Genomic DNA, 19,086 nt, shown 5'->3' with positions numbered 1-19,086 from the left:
CCGGCATCCTGACACAGGTCGGAGGCAGGGCGGGCAAATGGGGACTTGTCAGCAGAAATCCGGCCGCGCGTCTTTTGCGATGAACGGAACCTGACCGGGGGGCGGGCGCGTTCATTCAGACGATATGGCCCAGGTTGGCCATGGTGACGCACGGATGTCGTGCGCCCCTCTCTCAAGGAGTTTTTCATGAACCGTTCCCCGCTCCGCCTGCTGATGCCTATGGCTGCCGCCCTGGCCCTGACCAGCGTGTCGGCGCCGGCCCTTGCCCAGTCCATGGGCGACGCGAGCCACCATATGATGGCGCCGCCGAACCTGAGCCTGTCGGCCTATGGCGAGGTGAAGGTCGCGCCGGACAAGGCGATGATCAATTTCGGCGTCATGACCGAGGCGGCGACCGCCGAGGAGGCCATGCAACAGAATGCCGAGCGCATGAACCGCGTCATGGCGGCTCTCCGCCGGGCCGGCATCGCCGAACGGGACATCCAGACCTCGGGTCTGAACCTCTCGCCGCAATACGACTACCAGCCTGACCAGCCGCCCCGTCTGCGCGGCTATCAGGCGGTGAACCGCGTGACCGTCACGGTGCGCGACCTGGAGCGCGTGGGCTCTACGGCCGATGCGGTGGTCAGCGCGGGCGTCAACCAGATCGACGGCATCAGCTTTGGCCTGACCGACCGGACGGCGGCCGAGGATCAGGCCCGGCGTCTGGCGGTGCGGGACCTGCAGCGCAAGGCCAGCCTGTACGCCGAGGCTCTGGGTGTGCAGCTGGGCGGCATCCGTGCCCTGAGCGAGGGCACCTCGATGAGCGTGCAGCCGCCGATGCCCTATGCGCGCGGCATGGCCGCCATGGAATCGGCGGACGCCGGAACCTCGGTCGCGCCGGGCGAGCTGACCGTTCGCGTGGACATCACCGGGATCTACGACCTGACCCGATAGGGTCTGCTACCGAACAGGATAGGGGTGGCGCGCGGCGTCACCCCTTTTTCTTGCCCGATCAGGCGGCGCGCTTGATGTGGTTGGCGTCGTCCAGCAGCACGACGGTGGGCGCATAGTTGCGCGCTTCCTCGGCGGGAAGCTGGCCATAGGTGACGATGATCACCTTGTCGTTCTTCTGGACCAGTCGGGCCGCGGCGCCGTTGACGCCGATGACGCGCGAGCCGCGCGGGGCCTCGATGGCATAGGTGGTGAAGCGCGCGCCGGTCGTGATGTTCAGAACATCGACCTGCTCGTTCGGATAGATGTCGGCTGCGTCCAGCAGGTCGCGGTCAATGGCAATCGACCCCTCATAGTCGAGGTCGGCCTGGGTCACCGTCGCGCGGTGCAGCTTGGACTTCATAAGGGTGACCAGCATGGGGAGTGCGGTCTCCGGCACGGCGCGGGGAACAGCCCCCGCAGAGGGACGCCTCATATAGGGACCAGGAGGCGCGCTATCAATCACCATGCTGCGACGCAGCATCCGGCCCGCGACAGGTTCGCCTGTTACGGGACGTTCATTTGACGGTGACGGCTTCGCCACTATGGTCGAGCCTCCGCCGTTCCGGGCCTCGACGGGAATAACCGACCGACATGAAGCAATTTTTCCTGACTGTGCTGGGGGTCTTCACCGGCCTGCTGCTGTTTGTGATCGTGGTGCCGATGGTGCTGATCACCATGGCGGCGGCCAGTTCGTCCGGGCCGGACGTGCCCCATAATGCAGTGCTGGAACTCGATCTGCGCGACGGACTGAGCGACCAGCCGCCGTCCTCGCCGCTGGCCATTTTCGGTGGCGGCGGTCTGTCGGTCATGCAGGTGGTCGACACCCTGGCCCAGGCCGAGGACGACAAGAACATCAAGGTGCTGCTGGTCCGTCTGCCCGAGACCGGCATGGCGCCCGCGGCCGCCGACGAGGTTCGCCAGGCGATCCGCCGCTTCCGCGCCTCTGGCAAGCCGGTGATCGCCCACTCGCAGGGCTTCATGCCCGCGGGGGCGGTGATGTCCAGCTATATGGTCGGGGCTTCGGCGTCCGAGCTGTGGATGCAGGACACGGCCAGCTTCCAGGCCACCGGGTTCAGCGCCGAGGAGATCTTCCTCGGCAGGGCGTTCGACAAATACGGCGTCGAGCCCCAGTTCGAGCAGCGCTACGAATACAAGAATGCGGTGAATGTCTACACCCAGAGCGATTTCACGGCCGCGCACCGCGAGGCCATGCTGGCGTGGATGGGCTCCATCTATGACACCTCGATCGTGCAGGCGGCCAAGGATCGCAAGCTGACGCCTGCGGCCCTGAAGGCCAGCATCGAGGAAGGGCCCTGGACCGCCGAGGAGGCGCGCGAGCGCAACCTGGTCGACAAGGTCGGTCAGGTCGAGGAGGCGGAGGCCGAGGCGCTGAATCGTGCCGGCAAGGGCGCCCGCATCATTCCCTTCCACGAGTACAGCTCGGCCGTCGGGCCGAACAACGGCTCGGGCCGCGACGCCATTGCCGTGATCGGTGGCGAAGGGGCCATCGTCACGGGTTCGGGCGGTGGCGGTTCGCCGTTCGGCGGCGGCTCGTCCATCTATTCCGACGTTATGGCGGAAGCCATCTATGACGCCATCGAGGACAAGTCGGTGAAGGCGATTGTGCTGCGCGTGTCGTCGCCCGGCGGCTCGCCCGAGGCCTCGGACCAGATCGGAGCCGCAGTGCGTGCGGCCAAGGCGGCAGGCAAGCCGGTGGTGGTGTCCATGGGGACCTATGCGGCCTCGGGCGGCTACTGGATCAGTGCCGATGCCAGCTACATCGTGGCCCAGCCCTCGACCCTCACCGGCTCGATCGGGGTGTTCGGCGGCAAGATGGTACTGCGCGATGCCCTGGCGCGGTTCGGGGTGGATGTGCGCGGCCTGTCGGTCGGCGGCGAATATGCCGATGCCTATGCCATTGGCGACGAATTCACCCCGGCCCAGCGCGAGGCCTTTTCCGGGACCATGGACCGCATCTATGGCGACTTCATCACCCTGGTCGCCCGGGGCCGGAACCTGCCGCGCGAGCGGGTCGGCGAGATCGCCCGGGGCCGCGTCTGGACGGGTGCCCAGGCGCTGGAGCTGGGTCTGGTCGACGAACTGGGTGGCGTGACCGAGGCGATCGCCAAGGCGCGCGAACTGGCCGGGATCGATCCCGACGCCTCGGTCCGCATCAAGCGCTTCCCCGAACAGCAGTCGCCGTTCGAGGCGCTGGCCAGTGCCTTCGGCGTCTCCGGCGAGGCCGCCCGCGCCCTGATCCTGATCGGGGGCGCGGTCGAGGACCCGCAGGCCCAGGCGGTCATGCGGCGGATCGAGGCCGACCGCATGCGACGTGAAGGGGCCGTGGTGCTGGCCGATCGTCCGCTGGGTTGATCCGCCCGGCGGTATGCCGCACCCCGGGGTTGCTTGACCCGGGCGGCCTATGGACCGACATTGGGCTTCGGGCGTTAGGGGCGATGCGCTTCGTTCCCGAAGCCGACAAGGAGTGCGTATGACCTCGTCTGGACCTCGCTTTGACAGTCTCGGAGCCGCTACGGCGCGCATCGACGGAGGGCGCGGCGGGCTGTTCCGGCCGCTGCTCTGGCTGGGAGGTCTTATCGCAGCCGGCTGTGCCATGGCCGTGGGCGCGCTTCTCGCCGTCTTCACTGCCATCGCCGTGGCCGTCATCGCCGTCGTCGCCGGCGTGGTGATGTTCCTGATGGGTATGTCCAGCCGCGCGCGCCGCTCCATGGGGGCGCGCAAGGGCCGTCGCCGCACGGACGGGGACGATACGGTCATCGAGGCGCACAAGGTCGACGGCACCTGGGTGGCCTATGGCTGGGAACGGTCAGGCCGGTAGGCGGCGGTGACGCTGGAACTGCGGGCCGCGCCCTCTCCGAATTTTGACGCCCGGCGGGCACCGCCCGACATGCTGGTGCTTCACTATACGGGCATGCAGACGGCCGAAGAGGCCATTGCCCGGCTGCGCGATACCGAGGCGCGGGTGTCCGCCCACTATGTCGTCGACGAGGACGGCACCCTCTATGCCCTGGTGCCCGAGGAGCGTCGCGCCTGGCACGCGGGCAAGGGCAGCTGGCAAGGCGAGACCGACTGCAACGCCGCCTCGATCGGGATCGAGATCGTCAATCCCGGGCATGAGTGGGGCTATCGCGACTTTCCCGAGGCGCAGGTGGATGCGGTGATCGCCCTGATCGCCGACATCCGAAGCCGCTGGACCATCCCCGACAGCCGCATCATCGGCCATTCCGACCTGGCGCCTGACCGCAAGGAGGATCCGGGCGAGCGCTTTCCGTGGAAACGTCTGGCAGGCGAGGGGCACGGCCTGTGGTTCGTGCCGGCGCTTGAGCGGGTTGCCGCCCTGGGCGCGCCCCTCAGGGTCGGTGACACGGGACTGGGCGTCACCGTGCTGAGCGCGGGCCTGCACCGGCTGGGCTATGGCATCGCGCCGCGCGCCGAATACGACGAGGACCTGCGTCTTACGGCGTCGGCGTTCCAGCGGCACTGGCGGCAGGACCGCGTGGACGGCGAGGCCGATGGCGAGACGCGGGCGCGTCTGGTCGGCCTGTTGCAACTGGCCAGCGCCGAGAGCCGGACGGGCGTGCTGCCCTCCTAGGCCCCTCCGATTGACGCGGCCCGTGACAGGGCGCATCTGTCGCTCGCCAGACGGTCGGACGGTCGCGGCGGGGTTTCGGCTCCGGCGAGGAAAGTCCGGGCTCCACGGTGAAAAGGCGGCGGGTAACGCCCGCCCGGGGTGACCCGAGGGACAGTGCCACAGAAAGCAAACCTCCGGCCTTTCGAGGCCGGGAAGGGTGAAAGGGTGGGGTAAGAGCCCACCGCGTCGACGGCAACGGAGACGGCACGGTAAACCCCGCCTGGAGCAAGACCGAATAGGGATGTCGCGCGCGGCTTGCCGTGCGGGGGTCACCGCCCCAGACGTCCGGGTTGGTTGCTGGAGCCGGTCGGCAACGATCGGCCTAGAGGAATGATCGTCACCGCCTCCGGGCGGTACAGAACCCGGCTTACAGACCGTCTGGCACCTTAATCCTTGGCCTACCGCTCGCCGCGCGGCGGCTCGCTGCTTGAGGCGGCATTTTTCTGCCTACCGCTCGCGCCGCGGGCGCTCGCTGCTTGAGGCAGTTTTCCCGGGCCTGCCGCTCACCGCGCGGCGGCTCCCTGCTTGCGGCGGGGGCGTTAACCCTTTGAGCGCAAAGGTGGCGCACACTGTGTCCACAGGCTGTTAATACTTGGCGCGTTCGCTGTATGTTCTCATCTGTGCAGTCGAGATGACAGTTCTGGACCGTCCTTATGGTTAAGGATCGTCAACTAATCCCATTGAGACCCATTTCATCCCATGCTATCCCAGTCGAATGATTTGGGGTGTCTGACGTCGGCTGGGCGTCGCGTTTGTAAGCCAAGGGGCGGGCCTCACGGGTCCGAGTGGACGGGGTGTTTCTCTCGACGGTCGAGAAACAATTGGATGCGAAGCGGCGGTTGCTGATCCCGCAGGACTTCCGCACCTCCGAAAACGGGGCCGAGCACGCCATCTTCGTCTTTCCGTCGATCGAGGCTGACTGTCTCGAGGCCGGCGGAGACCCGCTGTTCGCCACCTATGTCGAAATGATCCGCTCCCTGCCGTTCGGGTCCGAGCAGCGCTCGGCGCTCGAATGGCAGGTGCTGGGCGAGCAGACCCGGCTGACCTTTGACGGCGGCGGGCGGGTGACCCTGCCGGAAAGCCTGATCCAGGATGCCGGTCTGGGCGAGACGGTGGTGATCGTGGGGCTGGGCGACCGGTTCCAGATCTGGAACCGCGAGGCCTGGGTGGCGCGCCGGGCCGAGCGCAGGCAGCTGGCGCGCGCGGGTATCGCCGAACTGGGCGCGCTGCGGCTGGCGGCCCAGCTGAAGGTCGAAGGGGGCGGCTCATGACCGACGCCGCCCGGCCGCACATTCCCGTCCTGCTGGGTGCCGTGATCGAGGCGGTGCGCCCGGCGCCCGGCCAGCGGGTGGTGGACGCCACCTTTGGCGCCGGCGGCTATTCGCGCGCCTTCCTTGAGGCGGGCGCCGAGGTGATCGCCTTGGACCGCGACCCGACGGTGGAACCCCATGCCGAGGCCCTGAGACAGGCGTTTCCGGACCGGTTCCGCCTGATCCGCTCGGCCTTTTCGGAACTGGCCGACGTGCTGGGCGGCGAGGCGCGGATCGATGCGGTGGTGTTCGACATCGGCGTGTCGTCCATGCAGCTGGACCAGGCCGAGCGCGGCTTTTCCTTCATGAAGGACGGCCCGCTGGACATGCGCATGTCGCGTGAGGGCCAGAGCGCGGCCGATATCGTCAACAGCTGGGACCACGGTCCGCTGGCTCATATCTTCAAACTGTACGGCGACGAGCGTCAGTCCGGCCGGATCGCGACCGCTATCCTGCGGCGGCGGGCCGAGCGGCCGTTCGAGCGGACGCTGGATCTGGCCGATGTGGTCGAGGCGGCGCTGGGCGGACGGCGCGGTGCGCCCACCCATCCGGCCACGCGGGTGTTCCAGGCCCTGCGCATTGCCGTGAATGACGAACTGGGCGAACTGGCCCGGGGGCTGGAAGGGGCCGAGGCGGTCCTGCCGGAAGACGGGCGGCTGGCGGTGGTGACCTTCCATTCGCTGGAAGACCGGATGGTCAAGAGCTTCCTGACCGAGCGCACCGGCAATGCGCCGGGCGGATCGCGTCACGCCCCGCAGAGGGTCGAGCCGCGGGCGCCGAGCTTCACCCTGCAGTTCAAGGGGTCGGTCGACGCCGGTGAGGCAGAGCTGGCCGCCAATCCTCGCGCCCGCTCGGCCCGGCTGCGGGCCGCCGTGCGGACGGCGGCGCCCGCCTGGGGGAGGCTGGCCGCATGACGATGGTCCGGCGTCTGTTCGACTGGAAGGTGCGCGGTGTTCGCTGGGTCGAGATTTTCGGCCTGCTGTGCGTCGCGGCCATGCTGCTGTCGGTGTATCTGACCAAGGCGTCGGCGGCGCGCGAGACCTCGCGCATCGCCCAGCTGGAGCGCGAGATCGACCAGTCCTCGCTGCGGGTCCGCATGCTGCGGGCCGAGGTGGCGCGCCTTGAGAGTCCGGCGCGGCTGGAGGCCCTGTCCCGTCAGGCGGGTCTGGCGCCCATCGGCGAGGATGCGCCCGAGGCGCAGGTCGTGGCCCCGGCCGGCGAGGACGTCGCGCCTGCACCGGCTGAGGCCGAGGCGGAGGCAGTGCCGACGGATGTGGCGGAGGGCGCGCAATGAGCGTCCAGCATCATCCGTCGTCGATGCGGCGTCCGTCCGCGCGTGGCCCGCTCAAGGACCTGGAAAGCCGGGCGCGGCGGCTGTCGCCGTCGTGGCGCTGGCTGGCTGAGGCGGTGTGGTGGATCGAGCACGGGTTCGAGCGTGCCCGTGCCGACGCTCGCCCCGAGGAAGACAGCCGGGTCCGCATCTTTCTGGTGATGGCCGTCTTCGGACTGGTGTTCAGCGGTCTGGCCCTCAGAGCCGGCTATGCCGCCCTGCTGAAGCCCGTTGATGCAGGTTATGCCGGCGTGGCCTCGGACCGCAGTCGCGCGGACCTGACCGATCGCAACGGGCGGCTGCTGGCCACCGACGTCATCTTCTACGCCATGTTCATCGACCCCTCGCAGGTCTGGGACCGCGATGTGGCCTTCCGCGAGATCCGGCGCGCCATGCCCGAGCTGGACGCAGACCGGCTGAAGGGCGCGCTGTGGGGCGACCGTCAGGTGATCGTCGCCAGCGGCCTGACCCCGCAGGAGCGGGCAAAGGTGCACGACCTGGGCCTGGGCGGGGTGACCTTCTCGATGGAGGATGGCCGCGTCTATCCGCTGGAGGGCGGCCAGGCCCGGCATCTGATCGGCGCAACCGACACGGGCGGGCAGGGCATTTCGGGGGTCGAGCTGGCCTTCGACAAGGAACTGCGGGCCGACGGCGCGGCGGGTGAACCGTTCGCCCTGTCGATCGACCTGCGCATCCAGGGCGTGGTCGAGAGCGAACTGGCCACGGCCATGGCCGAAACCCAGGCCAAGGCCGGGGTGGCGATCGTCACCAATGTCCAGACGGGCGAGGTGCTGGCCATGGCCAGCTGGCCCGACAGCGGCTCGCGCAACCTGGCCACCTCGGGCCACTATGAAATGGGCTCGGTGTTCAAGAGCTTCACGGTCGCGGCCGGGCTGGACACCGGCGCAGCGGACATGGCGACCCTGTTCGACGCCTCCGAGCCCTTCATGATCGGCAATCGCCGGATCACGGATTTCCACGCCCAGAACCGGGTGATGACGCTCGAAGAGGTCTATCTGCACTCGTCTAACATCGGCACCTCGCGCCTCGCGGTGCAGATGGGCCCCGATGTGATGAAGGACTATTTCGGGCGGCTGGGCCTGCTGGAGCGGGCGCCGATCGAACTGGTGGAATCGGCCGCGCCGCGGGTGCCGCGCGACTGGTCGCCCTCCACGCTGGCGTCGCTGTCGTTCGGCTACGGCATCATGGTGACGCCGGTGCAGGTGATCACGGCGGTCGGCGCGCTCAGCAACGGCGGGCGCTATGTGCCGCTCAGCCTGCGCAAGGGCGGCGCGGGGACCGAGCCTGTGCAGGTCGTCAGCACCCAGACCAGCGTGAACATGCTGGACCTGATGCGGCGCAATGTGGTGCGCGGTTCGGGCGGTCGGGCCAATGCTGCGGGTCTGCGCGTCGGCGGCAAGACCGGTTCGGCCAACAAATGGACCGGCAGCCGCTATGACCCGGCGGTCGCGGTCGGCACCTTCATCGGGGTGTTCCCCAGCGACGGGCCGCTTGATGCTCCGCGCTATGCCATTCTGGTGCTGGTCGATGAACCGGGCAGCTATCCGCGCACCGGTGGCTTTGTCGCCGCGCCGGCCGTCGGACGCATCGCCGAACGGATCGCGCCCTTCGTCGGCGTGAAGCGCGCGGACGACGCCTGGCAGCTGGCCGACGGACGCCCCAATCCGACGCTCAAGGACATGGAGGCCTCGCTGTGATGCAAGGCCAGCGTCTGTCCGATCTTCTCAAGCGGGACGTGCCCGCCGACCCCGTCATCACCGGCGTGACCGCCGACAGCCGCAAGGTGGATGCCGGCAGCCTGTTCGTCGCCCTGCCGGGCACGGCGCAGGACGGTCGCGCCTTCATCCCGCAGGCCCTGGCGCGGGGGGCCGCCGCCGTGCTGGCCCCGTCCGATACGCCTGCCGGTGCGGCGCCGGTTCTGGTGACCGCAGGTGATGTGCGCCGCGCCTATGCGCTGGCCGCGCGGGGCTTCTACGGGGCCCAGCCGCGCACCTGCGTCGCGGTGACGGGCACCAACGGCAAGACGTCGGTCGCCACCTTCTGCCGCCAGATCTGGGCGCACATGGGTCTGGTCTCGGCCAGCATGGGGACGCTCGGCGCGACCGTGCAGCGCAAGGGCGAGCTGACCGCCCTGACCGGCCCCGGCCTGACCAGCCCCGATGCGGCCGAGGCCGCGCGCCTGCTGGCCGACATGGCGGCGGGCGGGGTGACCCATCTGGCGCTGGAAGCCTCGTCTCACGGGATCGACCAGCGGCGGCTGGACGGTGTGGCGCTGAAGGCTGCGGCCTTTACCAACCTGACCCAGGACCATCTGGACTATCACGGCGACATGGACGCCTATCGGTCGGCCAAGCTGCGGCTGTTCGAGACCCTGTTGCCGCGCGGTCGGACGGCGGTGCTGAACGCCGACTCCGACGCCTATTCGCGCTTTGCCGCGGCCGGGATCATGTCGGGCCTGAACATCATGGGCGTGGGCCAGCGGGGCCGCGACCTGACCCTGACGGGGCGCGAGGCCCTGCCGGAGGGCCAGCGGCTGACACTCGATTATCGCGGCGAGAGCCATGAGGTGCTGCTGCCGCTGGCGGGTGCCTTCCAGGCCTCGAACGTTCTGGTGGCTGCAGGCCTGTGCATCGCGGGGGGCGCGGCCATCGGGGACGTCCTGGCCGCGCTGGAGAAGATCGAGGGCGCGCGTGGCCGGCTGGAGCGGGTGCAGGGCGGCCGTTCGTGGGGCCGGGCCGAGGTCTATGTCGACTATGCCCATACGCCCGATGGTCTGCAGACCGTGCTGCAGTCGCTCCGCCCCCACACGCGCGGGCGGCTGATCGTTGTGTTCGGGGCGGGCGGGGACCGGGACCGGGCCAAGCGGCCCCTGATGGGTCAGGTGGCGGCCGAGCTGGCCGACATTGCCATCGTCACGGACGACAATCCGCGCTCCGAGGACCCGGCGACGATCCGGGCCGAGGTCCGCAACGGCTGTCCGGATGCCGAGGAGATCGGGGACCGTCGGAAGGCCATCCAGTCGGCCATCGAGCGCGCAGAAGACGGGGATGTGGTGCTGATCGCCGGAAAGGGGCATGAGCAGGGTCAGATCGTCGGGGCGACCTTGCACCCGTTCGACGATGTGACCGTCGCCAGTGAGGCCCTGAGCGTTCATGCCTGAAACCCCTACTGCGCCGCTCTGGACGGCAGACGAGATTGCCCGGGCGACCGGGGGGCGGCTGAGTGGCGAGACCTTCGTCGTCGACGGCGTCGCCTTCGACAGCCGCGAGATCGAGCCCGGCAAGCTGTTCGTGGCGCTGAAGGGCGTGCGGGACGGCCATGAATTCGCCAAGGGCGCCTTTGAGGCCGGCGCTGCCGGGGCCCTGGTCGAGCGACCGGTGGAGGGCGGGCCGTTCGTCGAGGTGGGCGACACGCTGAGGGCGCTTGAGGCTCTGGGCGAGGCGGCGCGGGTGAGGGCTCCGGCCCGGCGTGCCGCGGTCACCGGCAGTGTCGGCAAGACCAGTGTGACCCAGGCGATCAAGGCCGGCCTTGATCTGGCCGGGAGGGCCCACGCCTCGGTCAAGAGCTACAACAACCATATCGGCGTGCCGCTGACGCTGGCGCGCATGCCCCGCGACACTGAGCGGGCGGTGTTCGAGATCGGCATGAATGCGCCGGGCGAGATCGGCCCGCTGTCGAAGATGGTCCGGCCGCACGTCGCCTGCGTGACCACGGTCGGCCCCGTGCACATCGAGGCCTTTGCCGACGGCGAGGCCGGGGTGGCGCGCGAGAAGGCGGCGATCTTCGAGGGTCTGGAGGCCGGGGGCATCGCCGTCATCAACGGCGACAATCCGTGGACGCGGCTGCTTGCCGATGTCGCGCGTGAGCACGGCGCCGAGGTGCGACTGTTCGGAAGCGCCGCTGACCATGGGGCGCGGTTGCTGGACTTTCAGCCGGACGCCGAGGGGGCGACGGTCTCGGCCGTGGTCGAGGGACAGTCGCTGGAGTTCCGGCTGCGCCAGTCGGGCTATCACTGGGGCCTTAACAGCCTGGCGGTGCTGACGGTGCTGCGGGCCATGGAGGTGTCGCTGGACACGGCGCTTGAGGCGCTGGCCGGATTCGCGCCGCTGGCGGGCCGCGGACAGGTGCGCCAGATCCGCAGGGCCGGGGGCGGGGCCTTCACCCTGATCGACGAGAGCTACAATGCCAATCCGCTGTCGATGACGGCGGGATTCCGCAGCCTGGGGGCCCGCACCCTGCCGGAAGGCGGACGGCGTGTGGTCTTCCTGACCGACATGCTGGAGCTGGGCGATCAGGCCGAAGCCATGCATGCGGGACTGGCCGGGCCGTTGGCGGACGGTGGCATCGATGTGGTGCACACGGCCGGGCCGATGATGCGCCACCTGCACGAGGCGCTGCCTGTGGGTCGGCGCGGAGAGTGGCGCGAGACGGCCACCGCCATGGCCGGAGAGGTCGACGCCCTGGTGCGCGACGGCGATCTGGTCATGGTCAAGGGATCGAACGGCTCGCGTGCCGGACTGATTGCGGCGGCGCTGGCCGCCCTGAATTCTGACGATGGGGCTTAAGGAGGCCGTCTGAGGTGTTTTACCTGCTCTATCTCTACTATGCGGACGTCGCCCAGGATTATCCCCTGCTGAACCTGGTGCAGTACCAGACCGTGCGCGTGGCACTGGCGCTGGCGACCGCCATGATCGTGGCCGTGGCCATGGGCAGCCGCTTCATCGCCTGGATGCGCAAGAAGCAGGGCAAGGGCCAGCCGATCCGCGACGACGGCCCGGTCTCGCACCTGTCGAAGGTCGGCACCCCGACCATGGGCGGCCTGATGATCCTCACCGGTATCGCCGTGGCGGTGCTGCTGTGGGGCGATCTGACCAACCCCTATATCTGGATCGTGTCGGGCGTGACGCTGGCATTCGCGGTGCTGGGCTTTGTCGACGACTATTCCAAGGTGACCAAGCAGAGCTCGGCCGGCCTGACCTCGAAACAGAAGCTGGTCGCCCAGACGGTGGTTGCCGTGATCGCGGGCGTGCTGACCGTGCTGTGGATGACGCCCTCGACCTCGGCGGGGCTCGAGACCTCGGTCGCCTTCCCCTTCTTCAAGGACGTGCTGCTGAACATCGGCTGGTTCTATGTGGCGTTCGCGGCCTTCACCATCGTCGGCTTTTCCAATGCGGTGAACCTGACCGACGGCCTGGACGGCCTGGCTATTGTGCCGGTCATGATGGCCTCGGCGGCGTTCGGCATGATCGCCTATCTGGCTGGCAACTTTGCCTTCTCGGAGTATCTGCAGATCCACCATGTGCCGGGCGCGGGCGAGCTGTCGGTGTTCCTCGCGGCCATCATCGGCGGGGGCACGGGCTTCCTCTGGTACAATGCGCCGCCGGCCAAGATCTTCATGGGCGACACGGGCTCGCTGGCGCTGGGCGGAGCGCTGGGCGCCGTCGCCGTGACCACCAAGCACGAGCTGGTGCTGGGCATCGTCGGCGGCCTGTTCGTGCTGGAGGCCATGTCGGTCATGATCCAGGTGGGGTATTTCAAGGCCACCGGCAAGCGCGTCTTCCTGATGGCGCCGATCCACCACCATTTCGAAAAGATGGGCTGGCCCGAGTCGACGGTGGTGATCCGGTTCTGGATCGTGTCGGCCATGCTGGCGCTGGCGGGTCTGGCGACCCTGAAACTGAGATAGACGATGATCCCGGTTCCCGGTTTCGAGGGCAGGCGGGTCGCGGTCTTCGGCCTTGGACGGTCGGGACTGACGGCGGCGCGCGCCCTCAAGGCCGGGGGCGCCGAGCCGGTGCTGTGGGATGACGGGATCTCCAGCCGCATGCAGGCCGAGGCCGAGGGATTTGTCGTCGAGGACCTGACGACCGCCGACTGGTCGGGGCTTGCCGCCCTGGTGGTGTCGCCCGGCGTGCCCCTGACCCATCCGGTGCCGCACTGGACCGTCGAGAAGGCGAAGGAGGTCGGGATCGAGATCGTCGGCGATCTGGAGCTGTTCGCGCGCGCGCTGGCGGCGCTGCCGGAGGGCGAGCGGCCGCAGGTGGTGGCCATCACGGGGACCAACGGCAAGTCGACGACCACGGCCCTGACGGCGTGGGTGCTGAAACAGGCCGGGATGACGGTGCACATGGGCGGCAATATCGGGATCGGCGTGCTGGCCCTGCCAAAGCCGACGCCGGGGGCCGTCTATGTGATCGAGTGCTCGTCCTACCAGCTGGACCTGACCACCACCTTCGCGCCCGATGTGGCGATCCTGACCAACATCAGCCCGGACCATCTCGACCGGCACGGTGGCATGGAGGGCTATGTCGCGGCCAAGGCCCGGATATTCGCCAACTGCCCCGTCCAGGGCGGCGCAGCCGTGATCAGTACGGATGATCTGGGCGTCTTCCTCGAGATTGCCTATCCAGCATCGGACGCTGGATGGTCTGTGATTCCTGTCGCGACCCATGGGACCGCCGATCAACTGGCCCCGGTCTGGCAAGTTGGCGGGCCGCTGATTCTGGCGAGGCCGGGCGAAGTCGAGCTCATCGAGGAGCCCGGCGGAGAAGTTTCGACACTGGCCGATCTCTCGGCCGCCAAGGCACTCGCCGGGCGCCATAACGCCCAGAATGCCGCCTTTGCCCTGATTAGCGCGGGTGCCATCGGAGTCGACCCTGCCGTTGCCGTCGAGGGCCTGCTGTCCTTCCCCGGACTGGCGCACCGGATGGAGCCGGTCGGGCGGATCGGGCGCGTGCGCTTCATCAATGACTCCAAGGCGACCAATGCCGATGCGGCGCGACAGGCGCTGGCGGCGTATGACCGGGTGTTCTGGATCGCCGGAGGGCGAGCCAAGGCGGGCGGGATCGACGACCTGACGGAGCTGTTCCCGCGCGTGGTCGAAGCCTTCCTGATCGGCGAGGCGGCGGGACCGTTCGCGGCGGCCCTGGGCGATGTGCCACACCGGATCAGCGGCGATATGGCCAGCGCCGTCCAGCAGGCGTTCGAGGCCGCGTCCGCGACCGGCCGCGAGGAGGTGGTGCTGTTGAGCCCGGCCGCTGCCAGCTTCGACCAGTTTCCCGACTTCGAGGCACGGGGAGAGGCCTTCCGCGCCGCCGCCCTGTCGCTTGGCGCCCAGCCCGAGGTGGTCGCATGACCCAGACCTATGTTCCGCCCTTTTCCCGGAGCGACCAGAGCCTGCTGGCCAAGTGGTTCTGGACGGTGGATCGCGGACTGGTGCTGGCGGCACTGGGCCTGATGGCGATCGGCATCGCCCTGTCGTTCGCCTCGAGCCCGGCCGCCATCATGGCCGATGAGCGGCTGTCCAACCCGTTCCACTATTCGATCCGGATGATCGTGTTCGCCTCGGTCGGACTGGTGGCCATGCTGGGGACGTCGCTGCTTTCACCCCGCGGGGTAAGGCGGGTTGCCGTCTTCACCCTGATCGCGGCCCTGCTGGTCATGGCGGTGCTGCCCATACTGGGCAATGAGGCCAAGGGCGCCACGCGATGGATCCTGATCGGGCCGTTCAGCTTCCAGCCGTCCGAGTTCGCCAAGCCGACCCTGATCGTGCTGGCGGCCTGGATGTTCGCCGAGGGCCAGAAGGGGCAGGGGGTGCCCGGCGTCTCGATCGCCTTCAGCTTCTATGTGGTGACCGTTGGCCTGTTGCTGATCCAGCCCGACATCGGCCAGACCCTGCTGATCACCACGACCTTCATGGCCGTCTTCTTCATGGCCGGGGTGCCGCTGAAGTGGATGGCGGTGCTGGGCGGGTTGGTCATGTCCGGCATCTTCTCGCTGTACTTCCTGTTCGATCACGTGCGCGAGCGGGTGGCAAAATTCCTGGCTCCGGGTCAGGAGGACACCCACCAGATCGACCGTGCCTCCGAAGCCATTCGCGCCGGGGGCCTGTTCGGGCGCGGCGTGGGCGAGGGGGTGATGAAGCGTCACGTGCCGGACCTGCACACCGACTTCATCTATTCCGTCGGCGCCGAGGAGTTCGGCCTGATCTTGTCGCTGCTGATGATCGGCCTCTATGCCTTCATCGTGGTGCGGGGCCTGTCGCGGGCCATGCGGCTGAACGATCCGTTCGAACAGACGGCCGCCGCCGGCCTGTTCATGCTGATCGGCCTGCAGGCGGCGATCAATGTGGCGGTGAACCTGAACCTGATCCCGACCAAGGGGATGACCCTGCCCTTCATCAGCTATGGCGGCTCGTCGATGATGGCCATGGGCCTGACGATGGGGCTGGCGCTCGCCTTGACCCGCAGGCGAGCGGGCGCCTACGAGCCGGGGACCGGGCGCCGCCCGGCGCCGCAGCTGGGCCGCATACTGTCGTAGGACCGCCATGACCAAGACCTGTGTCGTCGCTGCCGGGGGAACCGGCGGACACCTGTTTCCCGCCCAGGCGCTGGCCCAGGAGATGGCCCGCAGAGGATGGCGGATCGTGCTGGCGACCGACCGGCGCGGTCAGGCCTTTGCCGAACATTTCCCGGCCGACGAACGCCTGGCGCTCGATTCCGCGACCGGCAGCGGGCCGGTCGGCCTGTTGAAGGCGGGGGTCAAGATCGCGGCGGGCGTCCTGCAAGCGCGCAAGGCCTTTCGCCGTCTGGACGCCTCGGTGGTGGTCGGTTTCGGTGGTTATCCGTCGGCGCCGTCGCTGCTGGCGGCCATGAGCATGGGCCTGCCGACCCTGATCCACGAGCAGAATGCGGTGCTGGGGCGAACCAACCGCCTGCTGGCCAAGCGGGTCGGCGTGGTCGCCTCGGCCTTTCCGACGCTCGGGCGCCTGCCCGAGGGCCTGAAGGACCGGCTGGAGGTCGTCGGCAACCCGGTTCGCCCTCCGATCGCCGCGCTCGAGGGCAAACCCTATGCGGCCCCGGGCGCGCGTGGGTCGATCCACCTGTTGGTGACGGGGGGCAGCCAGGGCGCGCGCATCCTGTCGGACACGGTCCCGCGCGCGATCGCGACGCTGCCGGACAAGCTGCGCAAGCGACTGGTCGTGGTGCAACAGGCCCGGCCGGAGTTCGTCGATGCCGCGCGCGGCACCTATGCCGCAGCCGGGGTCAAGGCCGAGGTGGCGCCCTTCTTCGCCGACATGGCCGCGCGGCTGGGAGAGGCGCATCTGGCGATCGGCCGGGCCGGCGCCTCGACCTGTACCGAGCTGGCCGTCGTGGGCCTGCCGTCCATTCTGGTGCCGCTCAAGATCGCGACGGATGACCACCAGCGCTTCAATGCCCGGGGTCTGGTCGAGGCCGGGGGCGCGGCGCTGGTCCTCGAGGACGACCTGACGGTTGAGGGGCTGGCCGCCACGCTGGAAGGCATTCTGGGCGAGTCCGGCCGTTTGGCGAAGATGGCCGAGGGCGCCCGCTCAGCGGCCTTGCCGGAAGCGGCTTCGCGTCTCGCCGATCTGGTCGAGGCGCAGGTGGCGCGCGCCTAGTCCAGCGGTGCGGTCGCCTCGGCGGCCGCCACGCAGGCCTGTTCGATCTCGAACCACTGGTTGAGCATCGCCTCCCGGGCTTCCGGCGTGTCCTGCTGAGCCAGCGTGCCGGTCAGCCGGTCTGAGGCGCTGGCGGAACGGGCGATGACGGCATCGCGGTCGAGACCGGCGGGAGCGCCCAGCGCCTCCGCCTGGTCGATGAAGACGACGACCAGTTGCTCGTACAGCTCCACGCCATCCAGTTCCGCCAGTTCCGGCTGGCGCGAATGGGCGAAGAAGACGCCGGCGCAGAGGGTCGCTGTATCGAGGTTCAGCGGCTCAGGGTCCTGAACCGGAGACAGGGCCATCGAGAGGGTCAGGGCAGTGGCGAGCAACATGGCAAGGCCTTCAGTTCGGGGACGGGGTCAGGCCCCGGCGAATGCCGTGACCCGGGGCTGAGCGTATCGGGCTGGTCTACTGTTCGTCCAGAACGGCTTCCAGGCAACGGTCGAGGCCGGGGCCCCAGCTGTAGACGACCTGTTGCTTGGCCGTGAGAGAGGACTCGGCGTCCATCGCAGCCATGATGTCGACAGTCTCGCCGAACGCGGCGTCGATGATGGCGTCCTGCGACACACCTCTCGCCTCCGGCATCGCCAGGGCCCGGTTGACCATCACGCCGGTGGCGGATTCAAGGGCTGCGGCGTCGTCGGGGTCCGACTGGATCTTGGAGAAGGCGAAGAACATCGCCGAGCAGGTCAGGTGCTGCTGATAGTTCAGCGGGGCGCTCTGGGCCGAGACGGTGCCGGCAGCCAGCATGACGAGGGCGGCAACGCCGCCGGCGAGGGTGAATTTGGTGAACATGATCGCCTCCAAAGGTGTCTCACCCTAGTAACGCACAGTGCGCGCCGGGACCCCTGACTATTCCTGACCTTGGAGAAGCGGAAAGGCCCTGGCCAGAGTCCCGCGATTACGAGTCCACCAGCCGCCTATGACCCGATCTGACGATGACCTTCGGCAACGGCGTCCTGCAGGGAGCCGAACGTTGGCCCCTCGTAGGGACCGGTGGCGCAGGCGATAGCCAGTACTTCGGCTGCGTCTCCTCCGGGGGAGGCGAAGAAGGCTGGCTGGGAATCCGCGACGGCAGGCCCCTCGACACCGCCGGCGAGGACCGAGGCGAAGTCCAGCCGGTCGGCGGTGCGGTCGACACAGTCGAACTGCCACCAGGACCATCCACCCCAGTACTGTGCGCCCTCCACCTCGAATCCGGGCTCGGCGACCTGAAGCGAGCGGATGCGGACCTGCCGGCCGTCGGCCTCGCGGGTCGAGAGATCGACGAAGATGGCGAACCGTCCGACACCACTCATCACCAGCCGCGGCTCGTGTTCCTGAGCCCATCCGGGGCCGACCGTGAGACCTGCGCCGAGCACGGCCAGGAGCGCAGACTTCATTAACCGCATTCGATCACCCCGTTTTCAGAAGGCCCGACTAACGTACAACCATGTTCGACCAGCAGATGGGACTGTCCGACGTGGTTGCGCTGCCAGACCGGCGGCGTCGCCCGCGTGTACCCCACCGTCTGCAGCGTCGCGAGGGCGAACGCATTCGCCTGCTGGGTCAGGTGATGGACAAGGTACGGCCCGAGGAGGTCATGCACCAGCTGACCACCTGGGTCGAGGCCGGCGAGAAGGCCGTCATCGCCAACCACAATCTGCACAGTCTGCATCTGATCCGCACCGAGCCGCGGGTCGCGGACTTTTTTGCCCGGGCCGATCTGGTGCAGATCGACTCGACCCCCCTGATCGCCTTTGGCCGTCTGGTCGGACGGGGGACGCGGCGGAAGCATCGCTCGACCTATCTGGACTGGCGTGAGCATTTCTGGGCGCTTGCTGACCGCAAGGGGTGGCGCGTCATGTTCATCGGAGGTGCGGACGGGGTGGCCGAGCTGGCCGCCGAGCGCCTGCGCAGCCGGCATCGGAATGTCGCACTGGCGGTGCACTCGGGCTATTTCGACGCGGCACCGGGCTCACCGGACAATCAGGCGCTGCTGGGCAAGGTGGAGGCCTTCGCGCCGCATTTGCTGATGGTCGGCATGGGTATGCCGCGTCAGGAAATCTGGATCGCCGACCATCTGGATGCCCTGCCGGATTGCGTGGTGCTGAACGTCGGCGCCGCCTTTGACTATGAGGCCGGAGTGCAAAAGGCCGCGCCCCGCTGGATGGGCAAGCTCGGCCTGGAGTGGTTGTACCGGCTCGCGGTCGACCCCCGGCGCCTGTTCCACCGCTACTGCGTGGAGCCCTGGCACCTGATGGGACCGATCATAAATGATCTGAGGTCGGCGCTGCGGCGGTGAGGATCAGACTTCGTCAGATGCCCACCAGAGCGCGGTATGCGAAACTGATGG

19 protein-coding genes and 1 other RNA gene are annotated in these 19,086 nt (G+C 68.6%); 16 read left to right on the top strand and 4 right to left on the bottom strand.

Translation table 11 applies throughout. The features are described from left to right. Positions 1 to 186 precede the first annotated feature (186 nt). A complete protein-coding gene (locus LC068_RS04350; RefSeq protein WP_226634824.1) occupies positions 187 to 936 on the top strand; it encodes an SIMPL domain-containing protein in 750 nt (249 codons plus the stop codon). Between the two features lie 58 nt (positions 937 to 994). On the opposite strand, the gene panD is transcribed toward LC068_RS04350, so the two are convergent. Continuing rightward, positions 995 to 1,351 carry an aspartate 1-decarboxylase gene (panD, locus tag LC068_RS04345; RefSeq protein ID WP_209116665.1) on the bottom strand — a complete coding sequence of 119 codons (357 nt, stop codon included), beginning with the start codon at positions 1,349 to 1,351 and terminating at the stop codon, positions 995 to 997. 215 nt (positions 1,352 to 1,566) lie between these two features. Here panD and sppA point away from each other — a divergent pair, with 215 nt between their 5' ends. From sppA to murG, 14 genes are all read left to right on the top strand, one after another. After that, positions 1,567 to 3,348, top strand: a complete 1,782-nt coding sequence (gene sppA, locus LC068_RS04340) for a signal peptide peptidase SppA (RefSeq protein WP_226634823.1) — start codon at positions 1,567 to 1,569, stop codon at positions 3,346 to 3,348. Positions 3,349 to 3,466: 118 nt separating this feature from the next. Then, complete coding sequence (locus LC068_RS04335) at positions 3,467 to 3,814, top strand: hypothetical protein (RefSeq protein WP_226634822.1); 348 nt, start codon at positions 3,467 to 3,469, stop codon at positions 3,812 to 3,814. 6 nt (positions 3,815 to 3,820) lie between these two features. Beyond that, positions 3,821 to 4,588, top strand: coding sequence for an N-acetylmuramoyl-L-alanine amidase (locus LC068_RS04330; RefSeq protein ID WP_226634821.1), 768 nt, complete (start codon positions 3,821 to 3,823; stop codon positions 4,586 to 4,588). Positions 4,589 to 4,634: 46 nt separating this feature from the next. Beyond that, positions 4,635 to 5,013, top strand: an RNA gene (gene rnpB / locus LC068_RS04325) — RNase P RNA component class A. A 408-nt stretch (positions 5,014 to 5,421) separates the two neighbouring features. After that, positions 5,422 to 5,898 carry a division/cell wall cluster transcriptional repressor MraZ gene (locus LC068_RS04320; protein WP_226634819.1) on the top strand — a complete coding sequence of 159 codons (477 nt, stop codon included), beginning with the start codon at positions 5,422 to 5,424 and terminating at the stop codon, positions 5,896 to 5,898. Continuing rightward, positions 5,895 to 6,851, top strand: coding sequence for a 16S rRNA (cytosine(1402)-N(4))-methyltransferase RsmH (gene rsmH / locus LC068_RS04315; protein ID WP_226634817.1), 957 nt, complete (start codon positions 5,895 to 5,897; stop codon positions 6,849 to 6,851). Before LC068_RS04320 ends, rsmH begins: the two co-directional genes overlap by 4 nt. Then, positions 6,848 to 7,231, top strand: coding sequence for a cell division protein FtsL (gene ftsL, locus LC068_RS04310; RefSeq protein ID WP_226634815.1), 384 nt, complete (start codon positions 6,848 to 6,850; stop codon positions 7,229 to 7,231). Before rsmH ends, ftsL begins: the two co-directional genes overlap by 4 nt. Before the next feature lie 23 nt (positions 7,232 to 7,254). Beyond that, complete coding sequence (locus LC068_RS04305) at positions 7,255 to 8,985, top strand: peptidoglycan D,D-transpeptidase FtsI family protein (RefSeq protein WP_404825195.1); 1,731 nt, start codon at positions 7,255 to 7,257, stop codon at positions 8,983 to 8,985. After that, a complete protein-coding gene (locus LC068_RS04300; RefSeq protein WP_226634810.1) occupies positions 8,985 to 10,448 on the top strand; it encodes a UDP-N-acetylmuramoyl-L-alanyl-D-glutamate--2,6-diaminopimelate ligase in 1,464 nt (487 codons plus the stop codon). The genes LC068_RS04305 and LC068_RS04300 overlap by 1 nt, the downstream gene beginning before the upstream one ends. Further along, a complete protein-coding gene (locus LC068_RS04295) occupies positions 10,441 to 11,853 on the top strand; it encodes a UDP-N-acetylmuramoyl-tripeptide--D-alanyl-D-alanine ligase (protein WP_226634808.1) in 1,413 nt (470 codons plus the stop codon). The genes LC068_RS04300 and LC068_RS04295 overlap by 8 nt, the downstream gene beginning before the upstream one ends. Before the next feature lie 14 nt (positions 11,854 to 11,867). Continuing rightward, positions 11,868 to 12,974, top strand: coding sequence for a phospho-N-acetylmuramoyl-pentapeptide-transferase (gene mraY, locus LC068_RS04290; protein WP_226634807.1), 1,107 nt, complete (start codon positions 11,868 to 11,870; stop codon positions 12,972 to 12,974). Between the two features lie 3 nt (positions 12,975 to 12,977). Next, positions 12,978 to 14,423, top strand: a complete 1,446-nt coding sequence (gene murD / locus LC068_RS04285) for a UDP-N-acetylmuramoyl-L-alanine--D-glutamate ligase (protein ID WP_226634805.1) — start codon at positions 12,978 to 12,980, stop codon at positions 14,421 to 14,423. Continuing rightward, complete coding sequence (ftsW, locus tag LC068_RS04280) at positions 14,420 to 15,607, top strand: putative lipid II flippase FtsW (protein ID WP_209116644.1); 1,188 nt, start codon at positions 14,420 to 14,422, stop codon at positions 15,605 to 15,607. The genes murD and ftsW overlap by 4 nt, the downstream gene beginning before the upstream one ends. A 7-nt stretch (positions 15,608 to 15,614) precedes the next feature. Further along, on the top strand, positions 15,615 to 16,706 hold the full coding sequence (murG, locus tag LC068_RS04275) for an undecaprenyldiphospho-muramoylpentapeptide beta-N-acetylglucosaminyltransferase (RefSeq protein WP_226634803.1): 1,092 nt from the start codon (positions 15,615 to 15,617) through the stop codon (positions 16,704 to 16,706). Here murG and LC068_RS04270 read toward each other — a convergent pair. The 3 genes from LC068_RS04270 to LC068_RS04260 form a co-directional block, all read right to left on the bottom strand. Then, positions 16,703 to 17,083 (bottom strand): hypothetical protein, encoded by a 381-nt coding sequence (locus LC068_RS04270; RefSeq protein ID WP_226634801.1) that lies wholly within the window; start codon positions 17,081 to 17,083, stop codon positions 16,703 to 16,705. The two genes, murG and LC068_RS04270, sit on opposite strands and share 4 nt — an antisense overlap. A gap of 76 nt (positions 17,084 to 17,159) precedes the next feature. Next, positions 17,160 to 17,546 carry a hypothetical protein gene (locus LC068_RS04265; RefSeq protein WP_226634799.1) on the bottom strand — a complete coding sequence of 129 codons (387 nt, stop codon included), beginning with the start codon at positions 17,544 to 17,546 and terminating at the stop codon, positions 17,160 to 17,162. Between the two features lie 125 nt (positions 17,547 to 17,671). After that, positions 17,672 to 18,133 (bottom strand): hypothetical protein, encoded by a 462-nt coding sequence (locus LC068_RS04260; protein ID WP_226634797.1) that lies wholly within the window; start codon positions 18,131 to 18,133, stop codon positions 17,672 to 17,674. A gap of 50 nt (positions 18,134 to 18,183) precedes the next feature. Between LC068_RS04260 and LC068_RS04255 the strand changes: the two genes are divergently transcribed. After that, positions 18,184 to 19,035 (top strand): WecB/TagA/CpsF family glycosyltransferase, encoded by an 852-nt coding sequence (locus tag LC068_RS04255; protein ID WP_226634794.1) that lies wholly within the window; start codon positions 18,184 to 18,186, stop codon positions 19,033 to 19,035. The last annotated feature ends 51 nt before the right edge of the window (positions 19,036 to 19,086 follow it).

The sequence above is a fragment of the Brevundimonas poindexterae genome (assembly GCF_020524625.1).
Classification (GTDB): Bacteria; Pseudomonadota; Alphaproteobacteria; order Caulobacterales; family Caulobacteraceae; genus Brevundimonas; species Brevundimonas poindexterae_A.
This window is presented reverse-complemented; position numbering and strand designations above follow the sequence as displayed.